Here is a 20,394-nt window from a genome sequence, read left to right as displayed (position 1 = left end):
GCAAAGAACGCAAGGAGACTTCATGAGCGCAGCCCCATCCCCCGAGTCCGCGTCCGCCGAAGCGGGCGGCGCAGCCGCACGCGCGAGCGGCCCGCTCGCCGGCGTGAAGGTGCTCGAACTCGGCACGCTGATCGCCGGCCCGTTCGCCGCGCGCCTGTTCGGCGAGTTCGGCGCGGACGTCATCAAGATCGAAGACCCGAAGGGCGGCGACCCGCTGCGCAAGTGGCGCAAGCTGTGGCCGGAAGCGGGCGGCACGTCGCTGTGGTGGGCGGTGCAGGCGCGCAACAAGAAGTCGGTCACCGTGAACCTGAAGGCCGACGAAGGCAAGGAGATCGTGCGGCGGCTCGCGAAGGAAGCCGACGTCGTGATCGAGAACTTCCGGCCCGGCCTGCTCGACAAGCTCGGCCTCGGCTACGACGTGCTCGCGAAGGAGAACCCGGGGCTCGTGATGGTGCGCCTGTCCGGCTACGGGCAGACCGGGCCTTATCGCGACCGGCCGGGTTTCGGCGCGATCGCGGAGTCGATGGGCGGGCTGCGCCACATCACCGGTTATCCGGACCAGCCGCCGCCGCGCATCGGCATCTCGATCGGCGATTCGATTGCGGCGTTGCACGGCGTGATCGGCGCGCTGATGGCGCTGCATCACCGTAACGTGAACGGCGGCAGCGGCCAGGTGGTGGACGTCGCGCTGTACGAGGCCGTGTTCAACATGATGGAAAGCGTGGTGCCCGAGTACGGCGTCTACGGGATGGTGCGCGAGCGCACCGGCGCGTCGCTGCCGGGCATCGTGCCGTCGAACACCTATCCGTGCCGCGACGGCAGCATCGTGATCGGCGGCAACAGCGATCCGATCTTCAGGCGGCTGATGATTGCGATCGGCCGCGACGATCTCGCGAACGATCCCGATCTTGCGCACAACGACGGCCGCGTGCCTCGCACGCAGGAGATCGACGGCGCGATCGCCGCGTGGCTCGCGGAACGCTCGATCGACGATGCGCTCGCGGTGCTGAACGCGGCCGACGTGCCGGCCGGACGCATCTACAGCGTCGCGGACATGTTCACGGACCCGCAGTACGTCGCGCGCCAGATGATCCAGCAGTTCCGCTGGCGCGGCGAGGTCGACGTCGCGTTGCCGGCGGTCACGCCGAAGTTTTCCGAAACGCCGGGCGGAACGCGCTGGCTCGGTCCGGAACTGGGCGAGCATACCGACGAAGTGCTGCGGTCGCTCGGTTATGACGTCGAGTATATTGCGCGGTTGCGGGCGCAACAGGTGATCTGATACCCAGCCGCGCCCGGCGATAACCGTCGGCGGCGCATCGCTCCCCCGATGCGCCGCGCGTTCCGCTTACGGCTCGATCACGATCTTCCCGGTCACCTGCCGCGCGGCCATGTCCGCGAGCGCCTGCGGCGTATCCGCGAGCGCATACCGCTTCGACACATACGGCTTCAGCTTGCCTTCGTCGATCCAGCCGAGCATCTGCGCGAACGCGGCCGCGTTGCGCTCCGGTTCGCGCCGCGCGAAGTCGCCCCAGAACACGCCGACGATGCTCGCGCCCTTCAGCAGCGCGAGGTTCAGCGGCAGCTTCGGGATCTCGCCGTTCGCGAAACCGACGACCAGATAGCGCCCGCGCCAGCCGATGCTGCGAAACGCGGGCTCCGCATACACGCCGCCGACCGGATCGTAGATCACGTCCGGTCCCTTGCCGTCGGTCAGCGCCTTCACGCGCTCGCGCAGGTCTTCGGTCGCGTAATTGATCGTCGCGTCCGCGCCGTGGCGGCGGCACACGTCGAGCTTGTCGTCGCTCGACGCCGCCGCGATCACGCGCGCGCCGAGCACCTTGCCGATCTCGACCGCCGCGAGGCCGACGCCGCCCGCCGCGCCGAGCACGAGCATCGTCTCGCCGGCGCGCAGTGCGCCGCGATCGACGACCGCGTGATGCGACGTCCCATAGGCCAGCGTGAAGGCGGCGGCCGTCGCGAAGTCGGCCCTGTCCGGCAGCACCACGCACGCCGACGCGTCCGCGATCGCCTGTTCCGCGAAGCCGCCCTGTCCGACATACGCGACGACGCGCGTGCCGGGCCTGAGCGTCACGCCTTCGCCCACCGCGCGCACGATGCCCGCGGCTTCGGCGCCCGGCGTGAACGGCAGCGGCGGCTTCACCTGGTACCTGTTCTCGATGATCAGCACGTCGGGGAAATTCACGCTCGCGGCCTTCACGTCGATCACGACTTTGCCCGGGGGCGGCTGGAGCTCGGGCAGGTCTTCGAGCGTCAGCGTGTCGGGAGGGCCGTACTGGTTGCAGCGGATCGCGCGCATCGTGTCTCCTTCAGTGGGCTTGTGGTTGGTCCGGCGGCCGGAATTCGCACGACAGTGTACGGCAATCCGCCGGGCGTGCGAACGATCGTTCGAAACGATGGGTAGCAGACGCACATGCAGACGCACATGCAGACGCGCATGCAGACGCGCATGCGCGTTGGGCTGTCGTTCGCGCGCCATTCTTCCTCGGTTACAATCCGCTGATGCGAATACTACTCAGCAACGACGACGGATACCTCGCACCCGGTCTCGCCGCGCTGTACGAAGCGCTGCGGCCGCTCGCCGAGGTCACGGTGGTGGCGCCCGAGCAGAACTGCAGCGCCGCATCGAACTCGCTTACGCTATGGCGGCCGCTGTCGGTGCTGCGTTCGGCGAACGGCTTCTACTACGTGAACGGCACGCCGACCGACTCGGTGCACATCGCGCTGACCGGCATGCTCGACACGATGCCCGACCTCGTGGTGTCCGGCATCAACAACGGGCAGAACATGGGCGAGGACACGCTGTATTCGGGCACCGTCGCGGCGGCGACCGAGGGCATCATGTTCGGCCTGCCGGCGATCGCGTTCTCGCTCGTCGACAAGGACTGGACGCACCTCGGCGACGCCGCGCGCGTCGCGGCCGACATCGTCGCGCATTACCTCGACCATCCGCTGCCCGGCCATCCGTTGCTGAACGTGAACATTCCGAACCTGCCGTACGACCAGCTCGGCGACTGGCGCGTCACGCGCCTCGGCAAGCGCCATCCGTCGCAGCCGGTGATTCGCGAGACCAATCCGCGCGGCGAGCCGATCTACTGGATCGGCCCGTCGGGCAGCGCCCGCGACGCGAGCGAAGGCACGGACTTCCACGCAGTGTTGAACGGACACGTGTCGATCACGCCGCTGCAACTCGACCTGACTCACACGCAGATGCTGCCCGCCGCGCGCGAATGGGCGCGCGCGGGCGGCGGCGATTCATGACCGGCGAGCGCACCAGGCGTTTCCCGCTGGGACTCGCGGATCTCGTGCGCGAACCGCGCCGGCGCGACGAGCGTCCGGGCGAGTCGCGCGCGCAGCCGTCCGGCGCGGGCAAGAGCACGACGTCGGCGACCGCGCAGGCGCGTCCCCGCGCTTCCGCCACGGGCGGGGGCGTGGCGGCGTCGCCGGTGCGGCGCGCGGATGCGGCGACGCCCGGCACCGCGCGCGTCGCGCCGGCGCAGAAACCCGCGACGCCGTTGCCCGCCGCGAACAAGCCGACGGCCCGCGCGCGGCCTTCGACGACGGCACGCAACGGCGCGGTCCCCTCCGCCAGCGGCGGCGCGCGTCCCGGCGGCGTTCGCGCCGCGCCTTCCCGCAACGATTTCACGCAGGCGTTCGCGCCGCGCGCCGCCGCGCCGTCGGCCGGCGCGCCCGGCGTTGCGCTGAACGGCGCACTCGCGCTGACGTCGGAACGGGTGCGGGAACGCATGGTCGAACGCCTGCGTTCGAACGGCATCACCGATACGCGCGTCCTGCAGGCGCTCGCGACGGTGCCGCGCCACATGTTCGTCGATCCCGGCCTCGCTGCGCAGGCGTATGAAGATGCGGCGCTGCCGATCGGTCATCACCAGACGATCTCGAAGCCGTCGGTCGTCGCGCGGATGCTCGAACTCGCCGGCGCGGGCCGCGAACTGCCTCGCGTGCTGGAGATCGGCACCGGCTGCGGTTATCAGGCCGCGGTGCTGAGCCAGATCGCGCGCGACGTGTATTCGATCGAACGCATCAAGCCGTTGTACGAGCGCGCGAAGACGAACCTGCGTCCGCTGCGCATCCCGAACATCCGGCTGCACTACGGCGACGGGCGGCTCGGCCTGCCGTCGGCCGCGCCGTTCGACGCGATCGTGATCGCGGCCGCGGGCTTCGAGGTGCCGCAGGCGCTGCTCGAACAGCTCGCGATCGGCGGCCGGCTCGTCGCGCCGGTTGCCGCGGGGACCGACGCGTCGGGTGAGGCGACGCAGGTGCTGACGCTCGTCGAGCGCACCGGTCCCGCGCAGTGGCGGGAGTCGCGGCTTGATCGCGTTTTCTTTGTACCCTTAAAATCCGGAGTGATTTGAAACCGATGAGTATGTTGCGCGCGATGCAAAGAACCAGCCTGAATCTCGACATCACCGTAGCCCAGCGCGGCGCATGCGCAATCGCACTTTCGCTGCTCGCGGCCTGCGCCACGCGACTCGACCAGGCGCCCGTCGTCGACCGCTCCGGCACGCTCGGCACGGCGGCCGCGCCGGCCGTGCCGCTCGGTCCGCCGCCGCCGGGGTTCTACCGCGTGAAGCCGGGCGACACGCTGTACCGGATCGCCCTGGAGAACGGGCAAAATTATCGCGACATCGCGACGTGGAACAACCTCGCGAATCCAAATCAGATCGAAGTGGATCAACTGCTTCGCGTCGTGCCGCCGGGCGCGAACCTGGGGGCGTACACGCCGGGTGTGACGACCGCGCCGGTGCCGGGCATCGGCGTGCAGACCGCGCCGCCGGGTGCGCCGGTTGCGGGAGCACCGGGCGCGACGACCGGCGTTCCGTCTACCGTGCCGCCGATCTACGGTGCGCCGGGCAGCACCGCGGCGATGGTGCCGCCGCCGCCCGCGCCGGGTGCGAGCGACGCGACGGCGCCGGGCACCGGCACCATCGCGCTCGCATGGCCGGCGCGCGGTCCGATGCTGAACGGCTTCGACGACTCGAAGAACAAGGGCGTCAATATTGGCGGTGCGGCGGGTGATCCGGTGAAGGCCGCAGCCGATGGTCGCGTGGTTTATGCCGGAAATGGGCTGCGCGGATACGGCAATCTCATTATCATCAAGCATGACGCCACGTTCCTGACGGCGTATGCACACAACCGTTCTTTGATGGTAAAAGAAGGGGACGCGGTCACCAAAGGTCAGAAGATCGCCGAAATGGGCAATACTGACTCGGATCGTGTGATGCTGCATTTCGAAGTACGCCGTCAGGGCAAACCTGTTGATCCCCTGAAGTACTTGCCGCCGCAATAAAGCGAGTCGACCATGCCGAAATCGAAGCGCCGTCTGCAGCAAACCGAGTCTGACAGTCAAGCCGCGCCGGTTTCGGTGGACGATGGCGCTGCGTCCGGCGACGACGATTCGCTGTCGGAGGCCGATGGCGGCCGCGAGTTCGACGAGCCTGAAGCCTCCGGCGAGGAGTCCGGCTCCACGCGCGAAGGCAGCACCGAGTCGGCGCCGGACGCCGACGATTTCCGCGCACTGTTGCAGGCCGAACTGACGGCCGACACGATCCAGCATTATCTGAACCGGATCAGCGTGAAGCCGCTGCTCACCGTCGAGGAGGAGCAGCGCTACTCGCGGCTCGCGAAGGCCGGCGAGTTCGACGCGCGCCAGGTGATGATCGAGCGGAACCTGCGGCTCGTGGTCAGCATCGCGAAGGGTTATCTGAATCGCGGCGTGCCGCTGCTCGACCTGATCGAAGAGGGCAACCTCGGCCTGATGCACGCGATCGAGAAGTTCGATCCGGCGCGCGGCTTCCGCTTCTCGACGTACGCGACGTGGTGGATTCGTCAGAGCATCGAACGCGCGATCATGAACCAGGCGCGCACGGTGCGCCTGCCGGTCCACGTGATCCGCGAACTGAACCAGGTGCTGCGCGCAAAACGGCATCTGGAGAAGAACTCGCTGAACTCCGGCGCGGCCGCCGACCGCCGCGACGCGAGCATCGACGACATCGCTTACCTGACCGGCAAGACCACCGAGGAAGTCACCGACATCCTCGCGCTGAACGAACACACCGCGTCGCTCGACGCGCCGCTCGATCTGGACCCGGCGAGCAGCCTGCTCGACCTGTTGTCGGACGACCAGAGCCAGTCGCCGGACGCCGAGGTGCAGCACCGCGAACTCGAAACGCTGACGCGCGCGTGGCTCGGCCGGCTGTCGGACAAGCACCGCCACGTGATCGAGCGCCGCTTCGGGCTGAATCACATCGAGCCGGCGACGCTCGAAGAACTCGCCGACGAAATGGGCCTCACGCGCGAACGCGTGCGGCAGATCCAGCAGGAGGCGCTGGTCCGCCTGAAACGCTTCTTTGCTTCCAATGGCGTACGCAAGGACGCCGTTCTGTAACCTCCGATGACACCACCCGTACTCGTTTTCGACATCGAGACGATTCCCGATGTCGACGGCATTCGCCGTCTCGAAGATCTGCCCGCGTCGCTCACCGACGCCGAAGTCGCCGAACACGCGTTCGCCGCGCGGCGCGAAAAGACCGGCAGCGATTTCCTCCCGCATCATCTGCAGCGCATCGCCGCGATCTCGTGCGTGTTCCGCGACAACAACGGTTTTCGCGTGCGCTCGCTCGGTTCGCTGGAGGACGGCGAGGCATCGCTGGTTCAATCGTTCTACCGGACGATCGAGAAATACACGCCGCAGCTCGTGTCGTGGAACGGCGGCGGCTTCGACCTGCCGGTGCTGAACTACCGGGCGCTCGTGCACGGCATCCGCGCGTCGCGCTACTGGGACCTCGGCGAGGACGACCGCGAGTTCAAGTGGAACAACTACATCAGCCGTTATCACTCGCGCCATACCGATCTGATGGACGTGCTCGCGATGTATCAGGCGCGCGCGAATGCGCCGCTCGACGCGCTTGCGAAGCTGTGCGGCTTTCCGGGCAAGCTCGGGATGGACGGCGGCCAGGTGTGGACCGCGTTCCAGGAAGGGCGCATCGAAGAGATCCGCAACTACTGCGAGACCGACGTCGTGAACACGTACCTGCTGTACTGCCGGTTCCAGTTGATGCGCGGCGGCTTTTCGGCAGACGAATACGCGGACGAAATCGCGCTGGTCAAGCAGTCGCTGTCGATGGAGCCGGCGTCGCACTGGGCCGAATATCTGGCGGCGTTTTCCGCGTAGGCGTTTCGTTTGCCGGGGCGTCGTTCATTCCCCGGCACATCGTTCATTTCAGTTCCAGCACAATCGGCTGGTGATCGGACGCCCGGGTCGCACCGTCGATCTCGCACGACTTCAACCGTCCGCGCAGGTCGTCGGTGACGAATACGAAATCGCACGTCAGCGGCCCCGCACTCCACTGAACCGTGTCGTAGACGCCTGCGGTCGGCGGCGGCGTCGCGCCCGCGTGCAGCGTCGTCCATGCGTCGATGAACGATGGACTGTCCGCGAGCGGCGCGAGCATCCGGCGGTACGCGTCCTCGCCGTACGCGCTGTTGAAGTCGCCGCAGACAATCGCGCTGACGGGGCGCGCGGTCGGCGCGAACGGGCCTTCGGCGTTTTCCGGCGGAGCGGGGCGGGCCGCGTGCGCGGCGGCTTCCTGTTGCAGCCGCCGCAACTCGTCCACCTGGGCGAGACGCTGCGCGAGCGAATAGAACTCCAGATGCGTGACGAGCACGCGCAGCGCGCCGCCCGGCGCGTCGAGCACCGCTTCGAGCGCGACGCGCTGCATCGATGGCGCGGCCGGGTCGGCGGGCCATGGCAGCGTGTGGCGGATCACTTGCCGGACCGGCACGCGCGTCGCGAGCGCGTTGCCGAACTGACGTCGCGGCGCGCGCGGATCGTGCGGGTCGTCGAGCGGCGGCAGGTCCGCGCCGATCGCCTCGATCACCGTATAGCCCGGCAGCAGCGCGGCCAGTTCGGCGAACTGATCGTCGCCCGGATGGCCCGGCAGCGCGCCGAAACCTCGCGTGATCTCCTGCAGGCACAGCACGTCGAAGTCCGCGAGCCGCCGCGCTTCGCGCACCGTGCGCGCGAGATCGACGTGGCCCGACGCGTCGCGGCCCCACTGCACGTTCCAGCTGACGAGTTTCATCGCATCCGCTCCGTGGTCCACCATTGCCGGGGCGCGGCCGGCCACTTCGTCTACAATCTCGCCTTCCCCCGATATTTACTCATTGTCTGTCAGGAATCTGCTGGTGTCCCAAGCTGCCCCCGAACGTCAATCCGAGCCTGCCGGCCCCGAGGCCGGCAAGCGCGACAAGCGCAGCAAGCGCGACAAGCGGCGCGAAAAGCAGGCCGCCGACGCGCTGGCTCCTGCCCCGATTCTCGAAATCGAATCGCTCGACATGGAAGCGCGCGGCGTGGGCCGCACCGTCACCGAGACCGGCGAGCCCGGCAAGGTGATCTTCGTCGAAGGCGCATTGCCCGGCGAGCGTGTCACCTATTCGAGTTATCGGCGCAAGCCGAGCTTCGAGCAGGCGCAGGTCGTCGACGTGCTGCGCGAGAGCGTGATCCGCACGAAACCGCGCTGCCAGTTCTTCGGCACCTGCGGCGGCTGCTCGATGCAGCATCTGGACGTGCGCGCGCAGATCGCCGTGAAGCAGCGGGTGCTCGAAGACAACCTCGTGCATCTCGCGAAGCTGCGCGCGGAGTCGATGTTCCGCCCGATCCACGGGCCGTCGTGGGGCTATCGCTATCGCGCGCGCCTGACGGTGCGCCACGTGCCGAAGAAGGGCGGCGTGCTGGTGGGGTTCCACGAGCGCAAGAGCAGCTACGTCGCGGACATGACGAGTTGCGAGGTGCTGCCGCCGCACGTGTCCGCGATGCTGGTGCCGTTGCGGCAACTGGTCGAAGGGCTGTCGATCCGGGATCGGATGCCTCAGATCGAACTGGCGGTCGGCTCGACGGTGACGGCGCTGGTGCTGCGGATTCTGGAGCCGCTGACCGAAGCCGACGAGGCGCTGCTGCGTGCGTTCGCGGATGAACATCGCGTGCAGTTCTGGCTGCAGCCGAAGGGTCCGGATACGGTATTCCCGTTTTATCCGCTCGACGTGTCGCTCGACTACACGCTGCCGGAATTCGGCATCCGGATGCCGTTCAAGCCGACCGACTTCACGCAGGTCAATCATCAGATCAACCGCGTGCTGGTCGGGCGCGCGCTGCGTCTGCTCGCGCCGGAAAAGGACGACCGCGTGCTCGACCTGTTCTGCGGGATCGGCAACTTCACGCTGCCGCTCGCGCGGCTCGCGCGCGAGGTGGTCGGCATCGAGGGCAGCGACACGCTGACGACCCGCGCGCTCGAAAACGCGAAGGCGAATGGCGTCGACGGCCATACGTCGTTCGCCTGCCGGAATCTGTTCGAAGTGACGGCCGACGATCTGCGCGCGCTCGGCGCGTTCGACAAGTTCCTCGTCGATCCGCCGCGCGAAGGGGCGCTCGCGGTGTCGAAAGCGCTGGCGGACATCGCGCAGAGCGGCGACGGGCCGCTGCCCGCGCGGATCGTCTACGTGTCGTGCAACCCGGCGACGCTCGCGCGCGACGCGGGCCTGCTCGTGCACGAGGCCGGCTACCGGCTGAAGGGGGCGGGCGTCGTCAACATGTTCCCGCATACGTCGCACGTCGAATCGATCGCGCTGTTCGAGCGCGACTGAACGCGGGCGGCCCGCGGCCGCCGACCACGGGCGGCGCGCGAAGGGCAATAAAAAGGCAATAAAAAACGCCACGGCTTGCCGTGGCGTTTTTTTTACTGGTCGTTCGCCGCCGGTCAGATCACCAGATCTGCCACCACGACCGCTCGCTCTTGCCGGCGCGCGCGTGGCCGGTGATGTACGGGCTGTCCGGGAACGTCGCGGCCAGCACGCGGCGCGTGTCCTCCGCGAGCGATTGCTGGTCGAGCTTCTCGTACGACAGCTGCATGATGTGCAGCGCGTCCTCGATCGCCGGCGCGTTCTTGTACTCGGTGATCGCGAGCTGCGCGCGGTTGATCGCGGCGACGTAAGCGCCGCGCCGGTAGTAGTAGTCGGCCGAGTGCACCTCGTGCGACGCGAGCGCATTCACGATGTAGCGCATCCGCTGCGCGGCGTCCGGCGCGTATTTGCTGCCCGGATATTTGTCGACGACCATCTTGAACGCGTCATACGACTCGCGCAGCGACTGCGGATCGCGCTCGCTCATGTCCTGACCCGAGAAGCGGCCGAACAGGCCGAGGTCGTCGTTGAAGTGGATCATCCCCTTCAGGTAATACGCGTACGCGATGTCCGGATGGTCCGGGTGCAACTGGATGAAGCGGCTGACCGCCTGGTCCGCCTGTTCGTTTTCGTTGTCCTTCCAGTCGCAGTACGCGACGTTGATCTGCGCCTGCTGTGCGAAGTGGCCGAACGGGTCGCGGCCCTGCAGCGCCTCGAAGTACTTCGCGCACTTGCCCCAGTCGCTGCCGGACAGCGCGTCCTGGGCCTCCGTATATAATTTGTTGTTCGTCCACGTGGCCGTTTCGTCGGTCTTTTCCGGCAGGCCGTGGCAGGCCGCGACGACGGCGAGCGCGACGCCGCAGGCGGCGAGGCGAACGAGGTCGCGGATCCTGCCGATAGCGCCGATAGCCGCGCCGCGCGCAGCGTTCCGGGCCACTGCATGTTGGGCCAGTTTCGTAATCGTGTTCAAGGCTCGCATTTTTCAGTCCAGCTTCAGGTCCAGGTGACCCAGACTCAATGACCCGTTCAGTTCTTCCGGGGGCCGGCGCCGCCGGCGCCCAAAACAGCAACAGCGATTATAGCCTGGCCGCTTCGCGCGACGACGCAGCGGCAGGCGATGGATTCGACGACGACCTGACGGGCGATGCGCTCGCCGCATCGCCCGCCGCCGCAAGCCGCGGCGCGGGCGACGACGAGGCGCCGCGCCGTGCGTCGGTGCCCGACGAACTGGCCGGCGAGCGGCTCGACAAGGTGCTCGCGAAGGTGTTCCCCGAGTTCTCGCGCAGCCGGCTGCAAGGCTGGATCGAGGCCGGCCGCGTGCAGGTGGACGGCGCGCCCGCGAAGGTCCGCCAACCGGTGCCGCTTGGCGCGACGATCGAACTGGTGCCGGACCTGCTGCCCGAGCAGCTGGCGTTCACGCCGGAGCCGGTGCCGCTCGACGTCGTCTACGAGGACGACGCGCTCGTCGTGATCGACAAGCCGGCCGGCCTCGTCGTGCATCCGGCCGCCGGCAACTGGAGCGGCACGATCCTGAACGGCCTGCTGCACCGCTACGGCGACGCTGCGGCCGGGCTGCCGCGCGCGGGCATCGTGCACCGGCTCGACAAGGAGACCTCCGGACTGATGGTCGTCGCGCGCACGCTCGAAGCGCAGACCGATCTCGTGCGCCAGTTGCAGGCGCGCACGGTGAAGCGCCGTTACCTCGCGCTCGTGTGGGGGATGATGCCGGATGAAGGGACGATCGACGCGCCGATCGGCCGCGATTCGCGCGATCGCACGCGGATGGCCGTCGTCGCCGGCGCGTCGGGCAAGCCGGCGCGCACGCATTTCCGGCGGGTCGATTCGACGTTGTGGCACGGCCAGCCGGTCAGCGCGATTCACTGCGACCTGGAAACGGGCCGCACGCATCAGATCCGCGTGCATTGCGCGCACATCGGGCATCCGCTGCTCGGCGATCCGGTGTACGGCCGCGCGCGCGGCAAGCGTTCGGTCGCTGCGTTGCCGGGCGGTTTCGCGCGCCAGGCGCTGCATGCGTGGCGGCTCGGGCTGATCCACCCGCGCACCGGCCGCGCGATGCAGTGGCGCGCGGACGCGCCGGACGACATCGCGGAACTGATCGCCGCGCTCGGTTTCGGCAACGATGACGCGGAGTACGAGTTCGACGACGACGAGGACCTGTACGACGGCGAATACGATGACGCAGACCACGACAACGACTGAACCGAGGACCGACCCGCTTATGAATACGCCCGACCTTTCGCCGGCCGACCTCGTTCATCCGGACTGGCCCGCGCCGCCGCGCGTGCGCGCGATCGTGACGACGCGCAACGGCGGCGTCAGCGCGCCGCCGTTCGGCCGCTGGCAAGCCGACGGTGACGGCGGCCGCGATCTGCCCGGCGGCCTGAACCTCGGCCGCCTGTCCGGCGACGACGCCGCGCACGTCGAGGAAAATCGCCGGCGGCTGCTCGCGTTCGCGGGCGTGCCGGCCGCGTGGCTGCATCAGGTGCATGGCGCGGACGTCGTCGACGCCGCGCACGCAGCCGCGATCCTGCGCGACGGTGAAGCGCCGCTGCGCGCCGACGCGAGCGTCACCGAGCGCGCGGGCCTCGCGTGCGTCGTGATGATCGCGGACTGCATGCCGGTGCTGTTCTGCGACGATGCCGGCCGCGCGATCGGCGCCGCGCATGCGGGATGGCGCGGCCTCGCGGGCGGCGTCGCCGAGCGCACCGCGCAGCGTGTCGCCGCGCTGGCGGGCGTCGGGACCGACCGGCTGCACGCGTACCTCGGCCCGTCGATCGGGCCGACCGCGTTCGAAGTCGGAGCCGACGTCCGTGACGCGTTCATGAACGACGCGACGGCTGTCGGCGCCGCGCGACGCGATGCGATCGCCGCGGCGTTCGTTGCGCATCCGCACACGCCGGGCAAGTATTTCGCGGATCTGCCCGCGCTCGCTCGCGTGCGGCTGAACGCGATCGGCGTGCAGAGTATCGCCGGCGGCGACCTCTGCACGGTCACGCAGCGCGAGCGTTTTTATTCGTATCGACGCGATCGCGAGACCGGCCGGATGGCCGCGCTCGTATGGCTCGAACCGTGACCTGGGCACGTGTCGCGGCTGCTTTTTTGCTGCGCTGCACACATGAAAGACATGCGGTGCAGCGCCACGGCCGACGGTCGATGCCCGAAGCATACGAATCGCGCGCGAGGGCTTGCTGCGATGCGAGGTTCCGGACGGTCCTGAATCCCGCTCAAAATATCGTACGTATTAAGCCGCGCATTACATCGGGAAAACGATAATTAAAAAAATATCGCGCTGCGGCAAAATCGGGAACAAGCATTGACATGCCTTGCAGTGGGGAGCAAGAATGTCCCACACCTACGGGGCAGGGCGTGACGAGGCAGCGAGCGATCGCCCCCGTGCGCGGACGACCTGGCTCTCAACCAGTCCCCCGGGACACATCGGTCAAAAGCAGGCATGACGGCATCTCAAGGTTCCACGACTTCATCGCGCGCAGGCGCTTCGGCGGACGGTGCGCAGCCCTTCACTCTGGATGCCGACGGAATGCAGCAGATGCTCAACGTGTGGACGAGCGCATGGCGCTCGGCGCTCGATGCCGCGCAGCAGCAGGTTCCGCCGTATGCGCAGCAGGCGGCCGGCGCAGCGCTGAACGGCGCGGCGCCCGCATGGCCGTGGTGGCCCGCCGGCGCCCACGGCGCCGCGCCGCTGCCGCAGGGCTTGGGCGGTCTGGGTGGTTTCGGCGCGCCGGCGTTCCAGCTGCCGACTGCGGCCATCGAGCCGTCCCGCCTTCAGCACCTGCAGGAGCAGTATTCGCGCGATGCGATGGCGCTGCTGCAACAGGCCGCCGGCAGCGTGCCGACGCCGCCCGAGCTGAAGGACCGACGTTTCAGTTCGGACGCGTGGAAGGCGACGCCGGTTTATGCGTTCACCGCCGCGTGGTATCTGCTGAATGCGCGTTACCTGCAGGAACTGGTCGACGCGATCGACACCGACCCGAAAACGCGCGAGCGCATCCGCTTCGCGGTGCAGCAGTGGACCGCCGCCGCGTCGCCGAGCAACTTCCTCGCGCTGAATCCCGATGCGCAGAACGCGCTGCTCGAAAGCCACGGCGAGAGTCTGCGGCAGGGCGTGATGAACCTGCTCGCGGACCTGCAGCGCGGCAAGATTTCGCAGACCGACGAGTCGCGGTTCGTCGTCGGCCGCAATCTCGCCACGACCGAAGGCGCGGTCGTGTTCGAGAACGACCTGTTCCAGCTGATCCAGTACAAGCCGCAGGCGGCGAGCGTGCGCGAGCGGCCGCTGCTGATCGTGCCGCCGTGCATCAACAAGTTCTACATCCTCGACCTGCAGCCGGACAATTCGCTCGTCGCGTATGCGCTCGAAACCGGGCAGCAGGTGTTCATGGTGTCGTGGCGCAACGCGGATGCGTCGGTCGCGGCCAAGACCTGGGACGACTACATCGAAGAGGGCGTGCTGACCGCGATCGACACCGTGCGCGCCATCAGCGGCCGCGAGCAGATCAACACGCTCGGCTTCTGCGTCGGCGGCACGATGCTCGCGACCGCGCTCGCGGTCGCCGCCGCGCGCGGCGAGCATCCGGCGTCGTCGATGACGCTGCTCACCGCGATGCTCGACTTCTCGGACACCGGCGTGCTCGACGTGTTCGTCGACGAGGCGCACGTGCAGATGCGCGAGCAGACCATCGGCGGCAAGAACGGCGTGCCGGGCGTGATGCGCGGCGTCGAGTTCGCCAACACGTTCTCGTTCCTGCGCCCGAACGATCTCGTGTGGAACTACGTGGTCGACAACTATCTGAAGGGCCGCACGCCCGCGCCGTTCGACCTGCTGTACTGGAACAGCGATTCGACGAGCCTGCCCGGTCCGATGTACGCGTGGTATCTGCGCAATACGTATCTGGAGAACCGGCTGCGCGAGCCGGGCGCGCTGACCGTCTGCGGCGAGGAAGTGGACCTGTCGCGGATCGACGTGCCGACGTTCGTCTACGGCTCGCGCGAGGATCACATCGTGCCGTGGCGCACCGCGTACGCATCGGTGCCGCTCTTGTCCGGGCCGCTGAAATTCGTGCTCGGCGCGTCGGGCCACATCGCCGGCGTGATCAATCCGCCGTCGAAGAACAAGCGCAGTTACTGGAGCGTCGACAGCGACGCGAAGCATTTGCCGGAAGACGCGGACGACTGGATCGCGCAGGCGGAGGAAGTGCCGGGAAGCTGGTGGCCGGCGTGGTCCGCGTGGCTTGATCAGTACGCGGGCCGCAAGGTGAAGCCGCGCGCGCAGCTCGGTTCGGCCGGATTCCCGGAAATCGAGCCGGCGCCGGGCCGCTACGTGCAGCAGCGCGACTGACGCGCGGCGCATGCGCGGCATGCGCGAACGGCGGGTACCGATTTTTAACTTGACGGGCAGGCGTCCGATGCGACGCGGCAACGCCCGAAGGAACTGAAAATGACTGACATCGTGATCGTTTCCGCTGCACGCACAGCGGTCGGCAAATTCGGCGGCTCGCTCGCGAAGACGGCCGCGCCCGAACTGGGCTCGATCGTCGTGCGCGCGGCGCTCGAACGCGCGGGCCTGAAGCCCGAGCAGGTGAGCGAAGTGATTCTCGGCCAGGTGCTGACCGCGGCCTCCGGCCAGAACGTCGCGCGCCAGGCGTCGATCAAGGCGGGCCTGCCGTCGTCGATCCCGGCGATGACGATCAACAAGGTCTGCGGCTCGGGCCTGAAGGCGGTGATGCTCGCCGCGAACGCGATCATCGCGGGCGACGCGGAGATCGTCGTCGCGGGCGGCCAGGAGAACATGAGCGCCGCGCCGCACGTGCTGCCGGGCTCGCGCGACGGCTTCCGGATGGGCGATGCGAAGCTCGTGGACAGCATGATCGTCGACGGCCTGTGGGACGTGTACAACCAGTACCACATGGGCGTCACGGCCGAGAACGTCGCGAAGGAATACGGCATCACGCGCGAGGAGCAGGACGCGTTCGCGGCCGCCTCGCAGAACAAGGCGGAAGCCGCGCAGAAGGCGGGCCGCTTCGACGCGGAGATCGTGCCGGTCGAGATTCCGCAGCGCAAGGGCGAGCCGCTCCTGTTCAAGACCGACGAATTCGTGCGTCACGGCGTGACCGCCGACGCGCTTGCGGGCCTGAAGCCCGCGTTCCAGAAGGACGGCACCGTGACCGCCGCGAACGCGTCGGGCATCAACGACGGCGCGGCCGTGGTCGTCGTGATGTCCGCGAAGAAAGCGGACGCGCTCGGCCTGAAGCCGCTCGCGCGGATCAAGGCGTATGCGAACGCGGGCGTCGATCCGAAGGTGATGGGCATGGGGCCGGTGCCGGCGTCGCGCCGCTGTCTGGAGCGCGCGGGCTGGACGCCGCAGGACCTCGACCTGATGGAGATCAACGAGGCGTTCGCGGCGCAGGCGCTCGCGGTGAACAAGCAGATGGGCTGGGACACGTCGAAGATCAACGTGAACGGCGGCGCGATCGCGATCGGCCACCCGATCGGCGCGTCCGGCTGCCGGATTCTCGTCACGCTGCTGCACGAGATGCAGCGCCGCGACGCGAAGCGCGGGCTCGCGTCGCTGTGCATCGGCGGCGGGATGGGCGTGGCGCTCGCGGTCGAGCGCCCGTAAGCGGACAGCGAACGCAGACAGACGCGCCGCGCGGGCCTTCCGGCTCGCGTGCGGCGCGCGGGCCGCGGCGGGATCGACCCGGCGCGGCCGCAACACCGGTATCGACGTAATGCGCACAGGCGGCGCACGGTGGAGACGAGGGTAGGGAAAGAGGCGAGTCCGGGGCCGTCGAAGGGCGCCCCGCAAAACGATAATGGAGTGTGATTCATGGCACAGCGTATTGCGTATGTAACGGGCGGCATGGGCGGCATCGGGACGAGCATCTGCCAGCGCCTCAGCAAACAGGGTTTCAAGGTGGTGGCCGGCTGCGGCCCGAACTCGCCGCGCCGCACGAAGTGGCTCGAAGACCAGAAGGCGCTCGGCTACGACTTCGTCGCGTCCGAGGGCAACGTCGGCGACTGGGATTCGACGCGCCAGGCGTTCGACAGGGTGAAGGCCGACGTCGGCGAGGTCGACGTGCTGGTGAACAACGCGGGCATCACGCGCGACGTGGTGTTCCGCAAGATGACGCACGAGGACTGGACCGCGGTCATCGACACGAACCTGACGAGCCTCTTCAACGTGACGAAGCAGGTGATCGACGGCATGGTCGAGCGCGGCTGGGGGCGCATCATCAATATTTCGTCGGTGAACGGCCAGAAGGGGCAGTTCGGCCAGACCAACTATTCGACCGCGAAGGCCGGCATTCACGGCTTCACGATGGCGCTCGCGCAGGAAGTCGCGACGAAGGGCGTGACGGTCAATACGGTGTCGCCCGGCTACATCGGCACGGACATGGTGAAGGCGATCCGTCCGGACGTGATGGAGAAGATCGTCGCGACGATTCCGGTGCGCCGGCTCGGCTCGCCGGAGGAAATCGCATCGATCGTCGCGTGGCTCGCGTCGGACGAGTCGGGTTTCGCGACCGGCGCGGACTTCTCGCTGAACGGCGGGTTGCACATGGGGTGATCCGTTCGCGCGGGCGCGCGCACGTTTGCGCGTCCGCCGCACGGATCGACAACGGCGGAATGCCTGTCCGGACACCGGGGCGGGCGACGCCGGGCTTCGCTGGCGCGCGCGGTTGCGCCGGCGTGAACAAGGGCGACACATGACGACTACAAAGAAGACCGCCGAACGACTGATCAAAAAATATCCGAACCGTCGGCTGTACGACACGGAGACGAGCACCTACATCACGTTGACCGATGTGAAGCAGCTCGTGCTCGATCAGGAAGAGTTCAAGGTGATCGACGCGAAGAGCAACGAGGACCTGACGCGCAGCATCCTGTTGCAGATCATCCTCGAAGAGGAGAGCGGCGGGCTGCCGATGTTCTCGTCGCCGATGCTGTCGCAGATCATCCGCTTTTACGGCCATGCGATGCAGGGGATGATGGGCACCTACCTGGAGAAGAACATCCAGGCGTTCATCGACATCCAGAACAAACTCGCGGACCAGTCGAAAAGCCTCTACGAAGGCAACACGATGAATCCGGAAATCTGGTCGCAGTTCATGAACATGCAGGCGCCGATGATGCAGGGGATGATGACCAGCTACATCGAGCAGTCGAAGAACATGTTCGTGCAGATGCAGGAGCAGATGCAGAACCAGGCGAAGTCGATGTTCAGCACCTTCCCGTTCAAGCCGGCTTCGCCGGTGACGCCGGCGGCCGGTTCGCCGGCGGGTTCCGGCGACGAGCCGGACGAAAAGAAGTAACTTGCCGCCCGCGCGCCGCACTGCGCCGGCGGCTGCCGGCTCCCGGGCCGGTTCTATTCGTGCGGCCGTTCGTTTCGCAGTGGGTGTGACGATGAAAAAGACGTTCGATGTTGGGGCCGTGCCGGTGCCCGTCTCCGCTTTGCGGCGCTCGATGATGCTCGGGCTTCTGCTCGCGCCGCTGGTCGCGGTCGCGCAGACGCCGAAGGTCGGCGTCAAGCCGGTGGTTCGCGTGTGGAAGTCGGCGGCGTGCGGCTGCTGCGGCGACTGGATCGCGCACCTGCGGCAGAACGGTTTCGACGTCGTGGCCGGGAACGTCGACGATCTCGCGGCCGCGCGGCGCAGCGTGCGGATGCCCGATCGTTATGCGTCGTGCCATACCGCGCTTGTCGACGGTTACGCGCTCGAAGGGCACGTGCCGGCCAGCGACGTGAGCCGCTTGCTGCGCGAGCGTCCGAAGGCGATCGGGCTCGCGGTGCCGGGAATGCCGGTCGGCTCGCCGGGGATGGACGGCCCCGCCTACGGCGGCCGCAAGGACCGGTACGACGTGGTGCTCGTCGGCATCGACGGCAACGGCCGGGTCTTCCACGCGTACGGCTGAAACGCGTCGCTGCACAAAAATCCGGCGATACGGAACCGGACGAACGCGTGTCCGCCCAGGCGGGACGCGCGTTGCATCGGTATCCCGGGAAGCGCGGAAAAGCATATAAAAAAACGTCGTTTTGCGGCGCGAAACGCTGTGGCTACGATGCAGCGATTCCGTTCTTCGAGCGCACGTTCATCATGTCCGCCATCGCCGTTCCGCCGCACGCAGCGGATCTCGCCGCATCCGCCAGTCCGGTCGTCATCCGTTCCGCGCACGACGTATCGCGCATCGTCAACGCGGGCGCCGCGCAGGGCAGCAACGCGCGGATCGTCATCGCGATCGCGCTCGGCGGCGTGTTTCTCGACGCATACGATCTCACGTCGCTCGCCTACGGCGTGAAGGACATCGCGCGCGAATTCGCGCTGACGCCGGTGCAGATCGGGTTCGTCTCCGCGGCGATCACCTTCGGCGCGATCCTCGGCGCGCTGTCCGGCGGGTATCTGACCGACCGCATCGGCCGCTATCGCGTGTTCATGGCCGACATGCTGTTCTTCGTCGTCGCCGCGATCGCGGCCGGCCTCGCGCCGAACGCGTGGGTGCTCGGCGGCGCGCGGTTCCTGATGGGCTTCGGCGTCGGCCTCGACCTGCCGGTCGCGATGGCGTTTCTCGCGGAGTTCTCGCGCGTCGCCGGGCGCGGCAACAAGGCGGCGAGCGTCGCCGCGTGGTGCCCCGCATGGTATGCGGCGACGAGCACCTGCTATCTGCTGATCCTCGGCCTCTACGCGATCCTGCCCGACCATCACCTCGGCTGGCTGTGGCGGTTCACGCTCGCGTTCGGCGCGGTGCCGGCGCTCGCCATCATCCTCGTGCGCAGCCGCTACATCAGCGAGTCGCCGGTGTGGGCCGCGAACCAGGGCGACCTCGAAGCGGCCGCGCGGATCCTGAAACGCTCATATGGCGTCGATGCGGTCGTCGAGCGCGACGCGTCGTCCGCGCACAAGCCGCGCACCGCGTCGTGGCGCAACTTCGGCGTGCTGTTCAACGCGACGTACCGCCGCCGCACGATCCTCGCGGCGACGATCGGCGCGGCATCGTCGTTCGGTTATAACGCGATCATCTTCGGGTTGCCGGTCATCATCGCGAGTTTCCTGAAACAGGGGCCGCTGACGACGATCGTCGCGGCGCTGCTGCTGAACCTGCTGTTCGCGTTCGTCGGCGGGCTGATCGGCGTGCGCACCGCGCCGACCGTCGGCGCATGGAAGATGACGGTGCTCGGCCACACGCTGCAGTTCGTGTCGCTGATCGGCCTCGCGTTGATCGGCCATCCGGGCAGCGGCGCGTTCGTCGCGCTCGCGATCCTGCTGCTCGGCGGTTATCTGTTCGGGCAGGGTTTCGGACCGGGTTCGCATTCGATGACGTATGCGTCGCTCAGCTATCCGACGTCGCTGCGCGGCATCGGCGTCGGCTTCAACCAGACGCTCGTGCGCTCCGCATCGACGGTGTCGCTGTTCCTGTTCCCGATCCTCGCGGCCGCGCTCGGCACGAAGGTGTTCTGGGTGATCGCGCTCGCGCCGCTCACGTCGCTCGTCGTGCTGCTCGCGATCCGCTGGGAGCCGTCCGGTTACGACATCGACGGCGAGGACTATGCGCTGTCTCATGGCGAGCCGCAGGCCGCCGCCGCCGCGTGAACCGTCGCACGCGCCGCCGTGCGTTACCGCACCGCGCATAGCCTCAAACGTCATATGC

The 20,394-nt window shown here is 68.0% G+C and carries 18 protein-coding genes; 15 read left to right on the top strand and 3 right to left on the bottom strand.

What is annotated here, in order from left to right; all coding sequences use genetic code 11:
• The first annotated feature begins 22 nt into the window (after positions 1–22).
• A complete protein-coding gene (locus BLV92_RS10065) occupies positions 23–1,279 on the top strand; it encodes a CaiB/BaiF CoA transferase family protein (RefSeq protein WP_090544553.1) in 1,257 nt (418 codons plus the stop codon).
• 66 nt (positions 1,280–1,345) lie between these two features.
• On the opposite strand, the gene BLV92_RS10060 is transcribed toward BLV92_RS10065, so the two are convergent.
• Positions 1,346–2,317 carry an NADPH:quinone oxidoreductase family protein gene (locus tag BLV92_RS10060; RefSeq protein ID WP_090544552.1) on the bottom strand — a complete coding sequence of 324 codons (972 nt, stop codon included), beginning with the start codon at positions 2,315–2,317 and terminating at the stop codon, positions 1,346–1,348.
• A 203-nt stretch (positions 2,318–2,520) separates the two neighbouring features.
• Here BLV92_RS10060 and surE point away from each other — a divergent pair, with 203 nt between their 5' ends.
• From surE to BLV92_RS10035, 5 genes are read left to right on the top strand one after another with little or no spacing between them, the layout of a single operon-like run.
• A complete protein-coding gene (gene surE, locus BLV92_RS10055; protein WP_090544551.1) occupies positions 2,521–3,279 on the top strand; it encodes a 5'/3'-nucleotidase SurE in 759 nt (252 codons plus the stop codon).
• A complete protein-coding gene (locus BLV92_RS10050; RefSeq protein ID WP_090546975.1) occupies positions 3,276–4,391 on the top strand; it encodes a protein-L-isoaspartate(D-aspartate) O-methyltransferase in 1,116 nt (371 codons plus the stop codon). The genes surE and BLV92_RS10050 overlap by 4 nt, the downstream gene beginning before the upstream one ends.
• A 5-nt stretch (positions 4,392–4,396) precedes the next feature.
• A complete protein-coding gene (locus BLV92_RS10045; protein ID WP_090544550.1) occupies positions 4,397–5,326 on the top strand; it encodes a peptidoglycan DD-metalloendopeptidase family protein in 930 nt (309 codons plus the stop codon).
• 12 nt (positions 5,327–5,338) lie between these two features.
• Positions 5,339–6,424: an RNA polymerase sigma factor RpoS gene (gene rpoS / locus BLV92_RS10040; protein ID WP_090544549.1), complete on the top strand. Its 1,086-nt coding sequence runs from the start codon at positions 5,339–5,341 to the stop codon at positions 6,422–6,424.
• 6 nt (positions 6,425–6,430) lie between these two features.
• Positions 6,431–7,210 (top strand): 3'-5' exonuclease, encoded by a 780-nt coding sequence (locus BLV92_RS10035; RefSeq protein WP_090544548.1) that lies wholly within the window; start codon positions 6,431–6,433, stop codon positions 7,208–7,210.
• 43 nt (positions 7,211–7,253) lie between these two features.
• On the opposite strand, the gene BLV92_RS10030 is transcribed toward BLV92_RS10035, so the two are convergent.
• Positions 7,254–8,120 carry an endonuclease/exonuclease/phosphatase family protein gene (locus BLV92_RS10030; protein WP_090546973.1) on the bottom strand — a complete coding sequence of 289 codons (867 nt, stop codon included), beginning with the start codon at positions 8,118–8,120 and terminating at the stop codon, positions 7,254–7,256.
• Positions 8,121–8,373: 253 nt separating this feature from the next.
• Here BLV92_RS10030 and rlmD point away from each other — a divergent pair, with 253 nt between their 5' ends.
• A complete protein-coding gene (gene rlmD / locus BLV92_RS10025; RefSeq protein WP_244283820.1) occupies positions 8,374–9,678 on the top strand; it encodes a 23S rRNA (uracil(1939)-C(5))-methyltransferase RlmD in 1,305 nt (434 codons plus the stop codon).
• A 118-nt stretch (positions 9,679–9,796) separates the two neighbouring features.
• On the opposite strand, the gene BLV92_RS10020 is transcribed toward rlmD, so the two are convergent.
• On the bottom strand, positions 9,797–10,693 hold the full coding sequence (locus tag BLV92_RS10020) for an outer membrane protein assembly factor BamD (protein ID WP_090544547.1): 897 nt from the start codon (positions 10,691–10,693) through the stop codon (positions 9,797–9,799).
• A 38-nt stretch (positions 10,694–10,731) separates the two neighbouring features.
• On the opposite strand from BLV92_RS10020, the gene BLV92_RS10015 reads away from it, so the two are divergent.
• From BLV92_RS10015 to BLV92_RS09980, 8 genes are all read left to right on the top strand, one after another.
• Positions 10,732–11,934: an RluA family pseudouridine synthase gene (locus BLV92_RS10015; RefSeq protein ID WP_090544546.1), complete on the top strand. Its 1,203-nt coding sequence runs from the start codon at positions 10,732–10,734 to the stop codon at positions 11,932–11,934.
• A 19-nt stretch (positions 11,935–11,953) separates the two neighbouring features.
• Complete coding sequence (pgeF, locus tag BLV92_RS10010) at positions 11,954–12,808, top strand: peptidoglycan editing factor PgeF (protein ID WP_090544545.1); 855 nt, start codon at positions 11,954–11,956, stop codon at positions 12,806–12,808.
• Between the two features lie 465 nt (positions 12,809–13,273).
• On the top strand, positions 13,274–15,091 hold the full coding sequence (gene phaC / locus BLV92_RS10005) for a class I poly(R)-hydroxyalkanoic acid synthase (RefSeq protein ID WP_090544544.1): 1,818 nt from the start codon (positions 13,274–13,276) through the stop codon (positions 15,089–15,091).
• Between the two features lie 99 nt (positions 15,092–15,190).
• Positions 15,191–16,372 carry an acetyl-CoA C-acetyltransferase gene (locus tag BLV92_RS10000; RefSeq protein WP_090544543.1) on the top strand — a complete coding sequence of 394 codons (1,182 nt, stop codon included), beginning with the start codon at positions 15,191–15,193 and terminating at the stop codon, positions 16,370–16,372.
• A gap of 207 nt (positions 16,373–16,579) precedes the next feature.
• Positions 16,580–17,320 (top strand): 3-ketoacyl-ACP reductase, encoded by a 741-nt coding sequence (locus BLV92_RS09995; protein ID WP_090544542.1) that lies wholly within the window; start codon positions 16,580–16,582, stop codon positions 17,318–17,320.
• Positions 17,321–17,459: 139 nt separating this feature from the next.
• Positions 17,460–18,065, top strand: coding sequence for a polyhydroxyalkanoate synthesis repressor PhaR (phaR, locus tag BLV92_RS09990; protein ID WP_090544540.1), 606 nt, complete (start codon positions 17,460–17,462; stop codon positions 18,063–18,065).
• A gap of 91 nt (positions 18,066–18,156) precedes the next feature.
• A complete protein-coding gene (locus BLV92_RS09985; RefSeq protein WP_244283774.1) occupies positions 18,157–18,663 on the top strand; it encodes a DUF411 domain-containing protein in 507 nt (168 codons plus the stop codon).
• Positions 18,664–18,845: 182 nt separating this feature from the next.
• Positions 18,846–20,336, top strand: a complete 1,491-nt coding sequence (locus tag BLV92_RS09980; RefSeq protein WP_090546968.1) for an MFS transporter — start codon at positions 18,846–18,848, stop codon at positions 20,334–20,336.
• Positions 20,337–20,394 lie beyond the last annotated feature (58 nt).

Source organism: Paraburkholderia caballeronis (assembly GCF_900104845.1).
GTDB lineage: Bacteria > Pseudomonadota > Gammaproteobacteria > Burkholderiales > Burkholderiaceae > Paraburkholderia > Paraburkholderia caballeronis.
The sequence above is the reverse complement of the archived record's forward strand: the minus strand, read 5'-3'. Positions and strand labels throughout refer to the sequence as shown.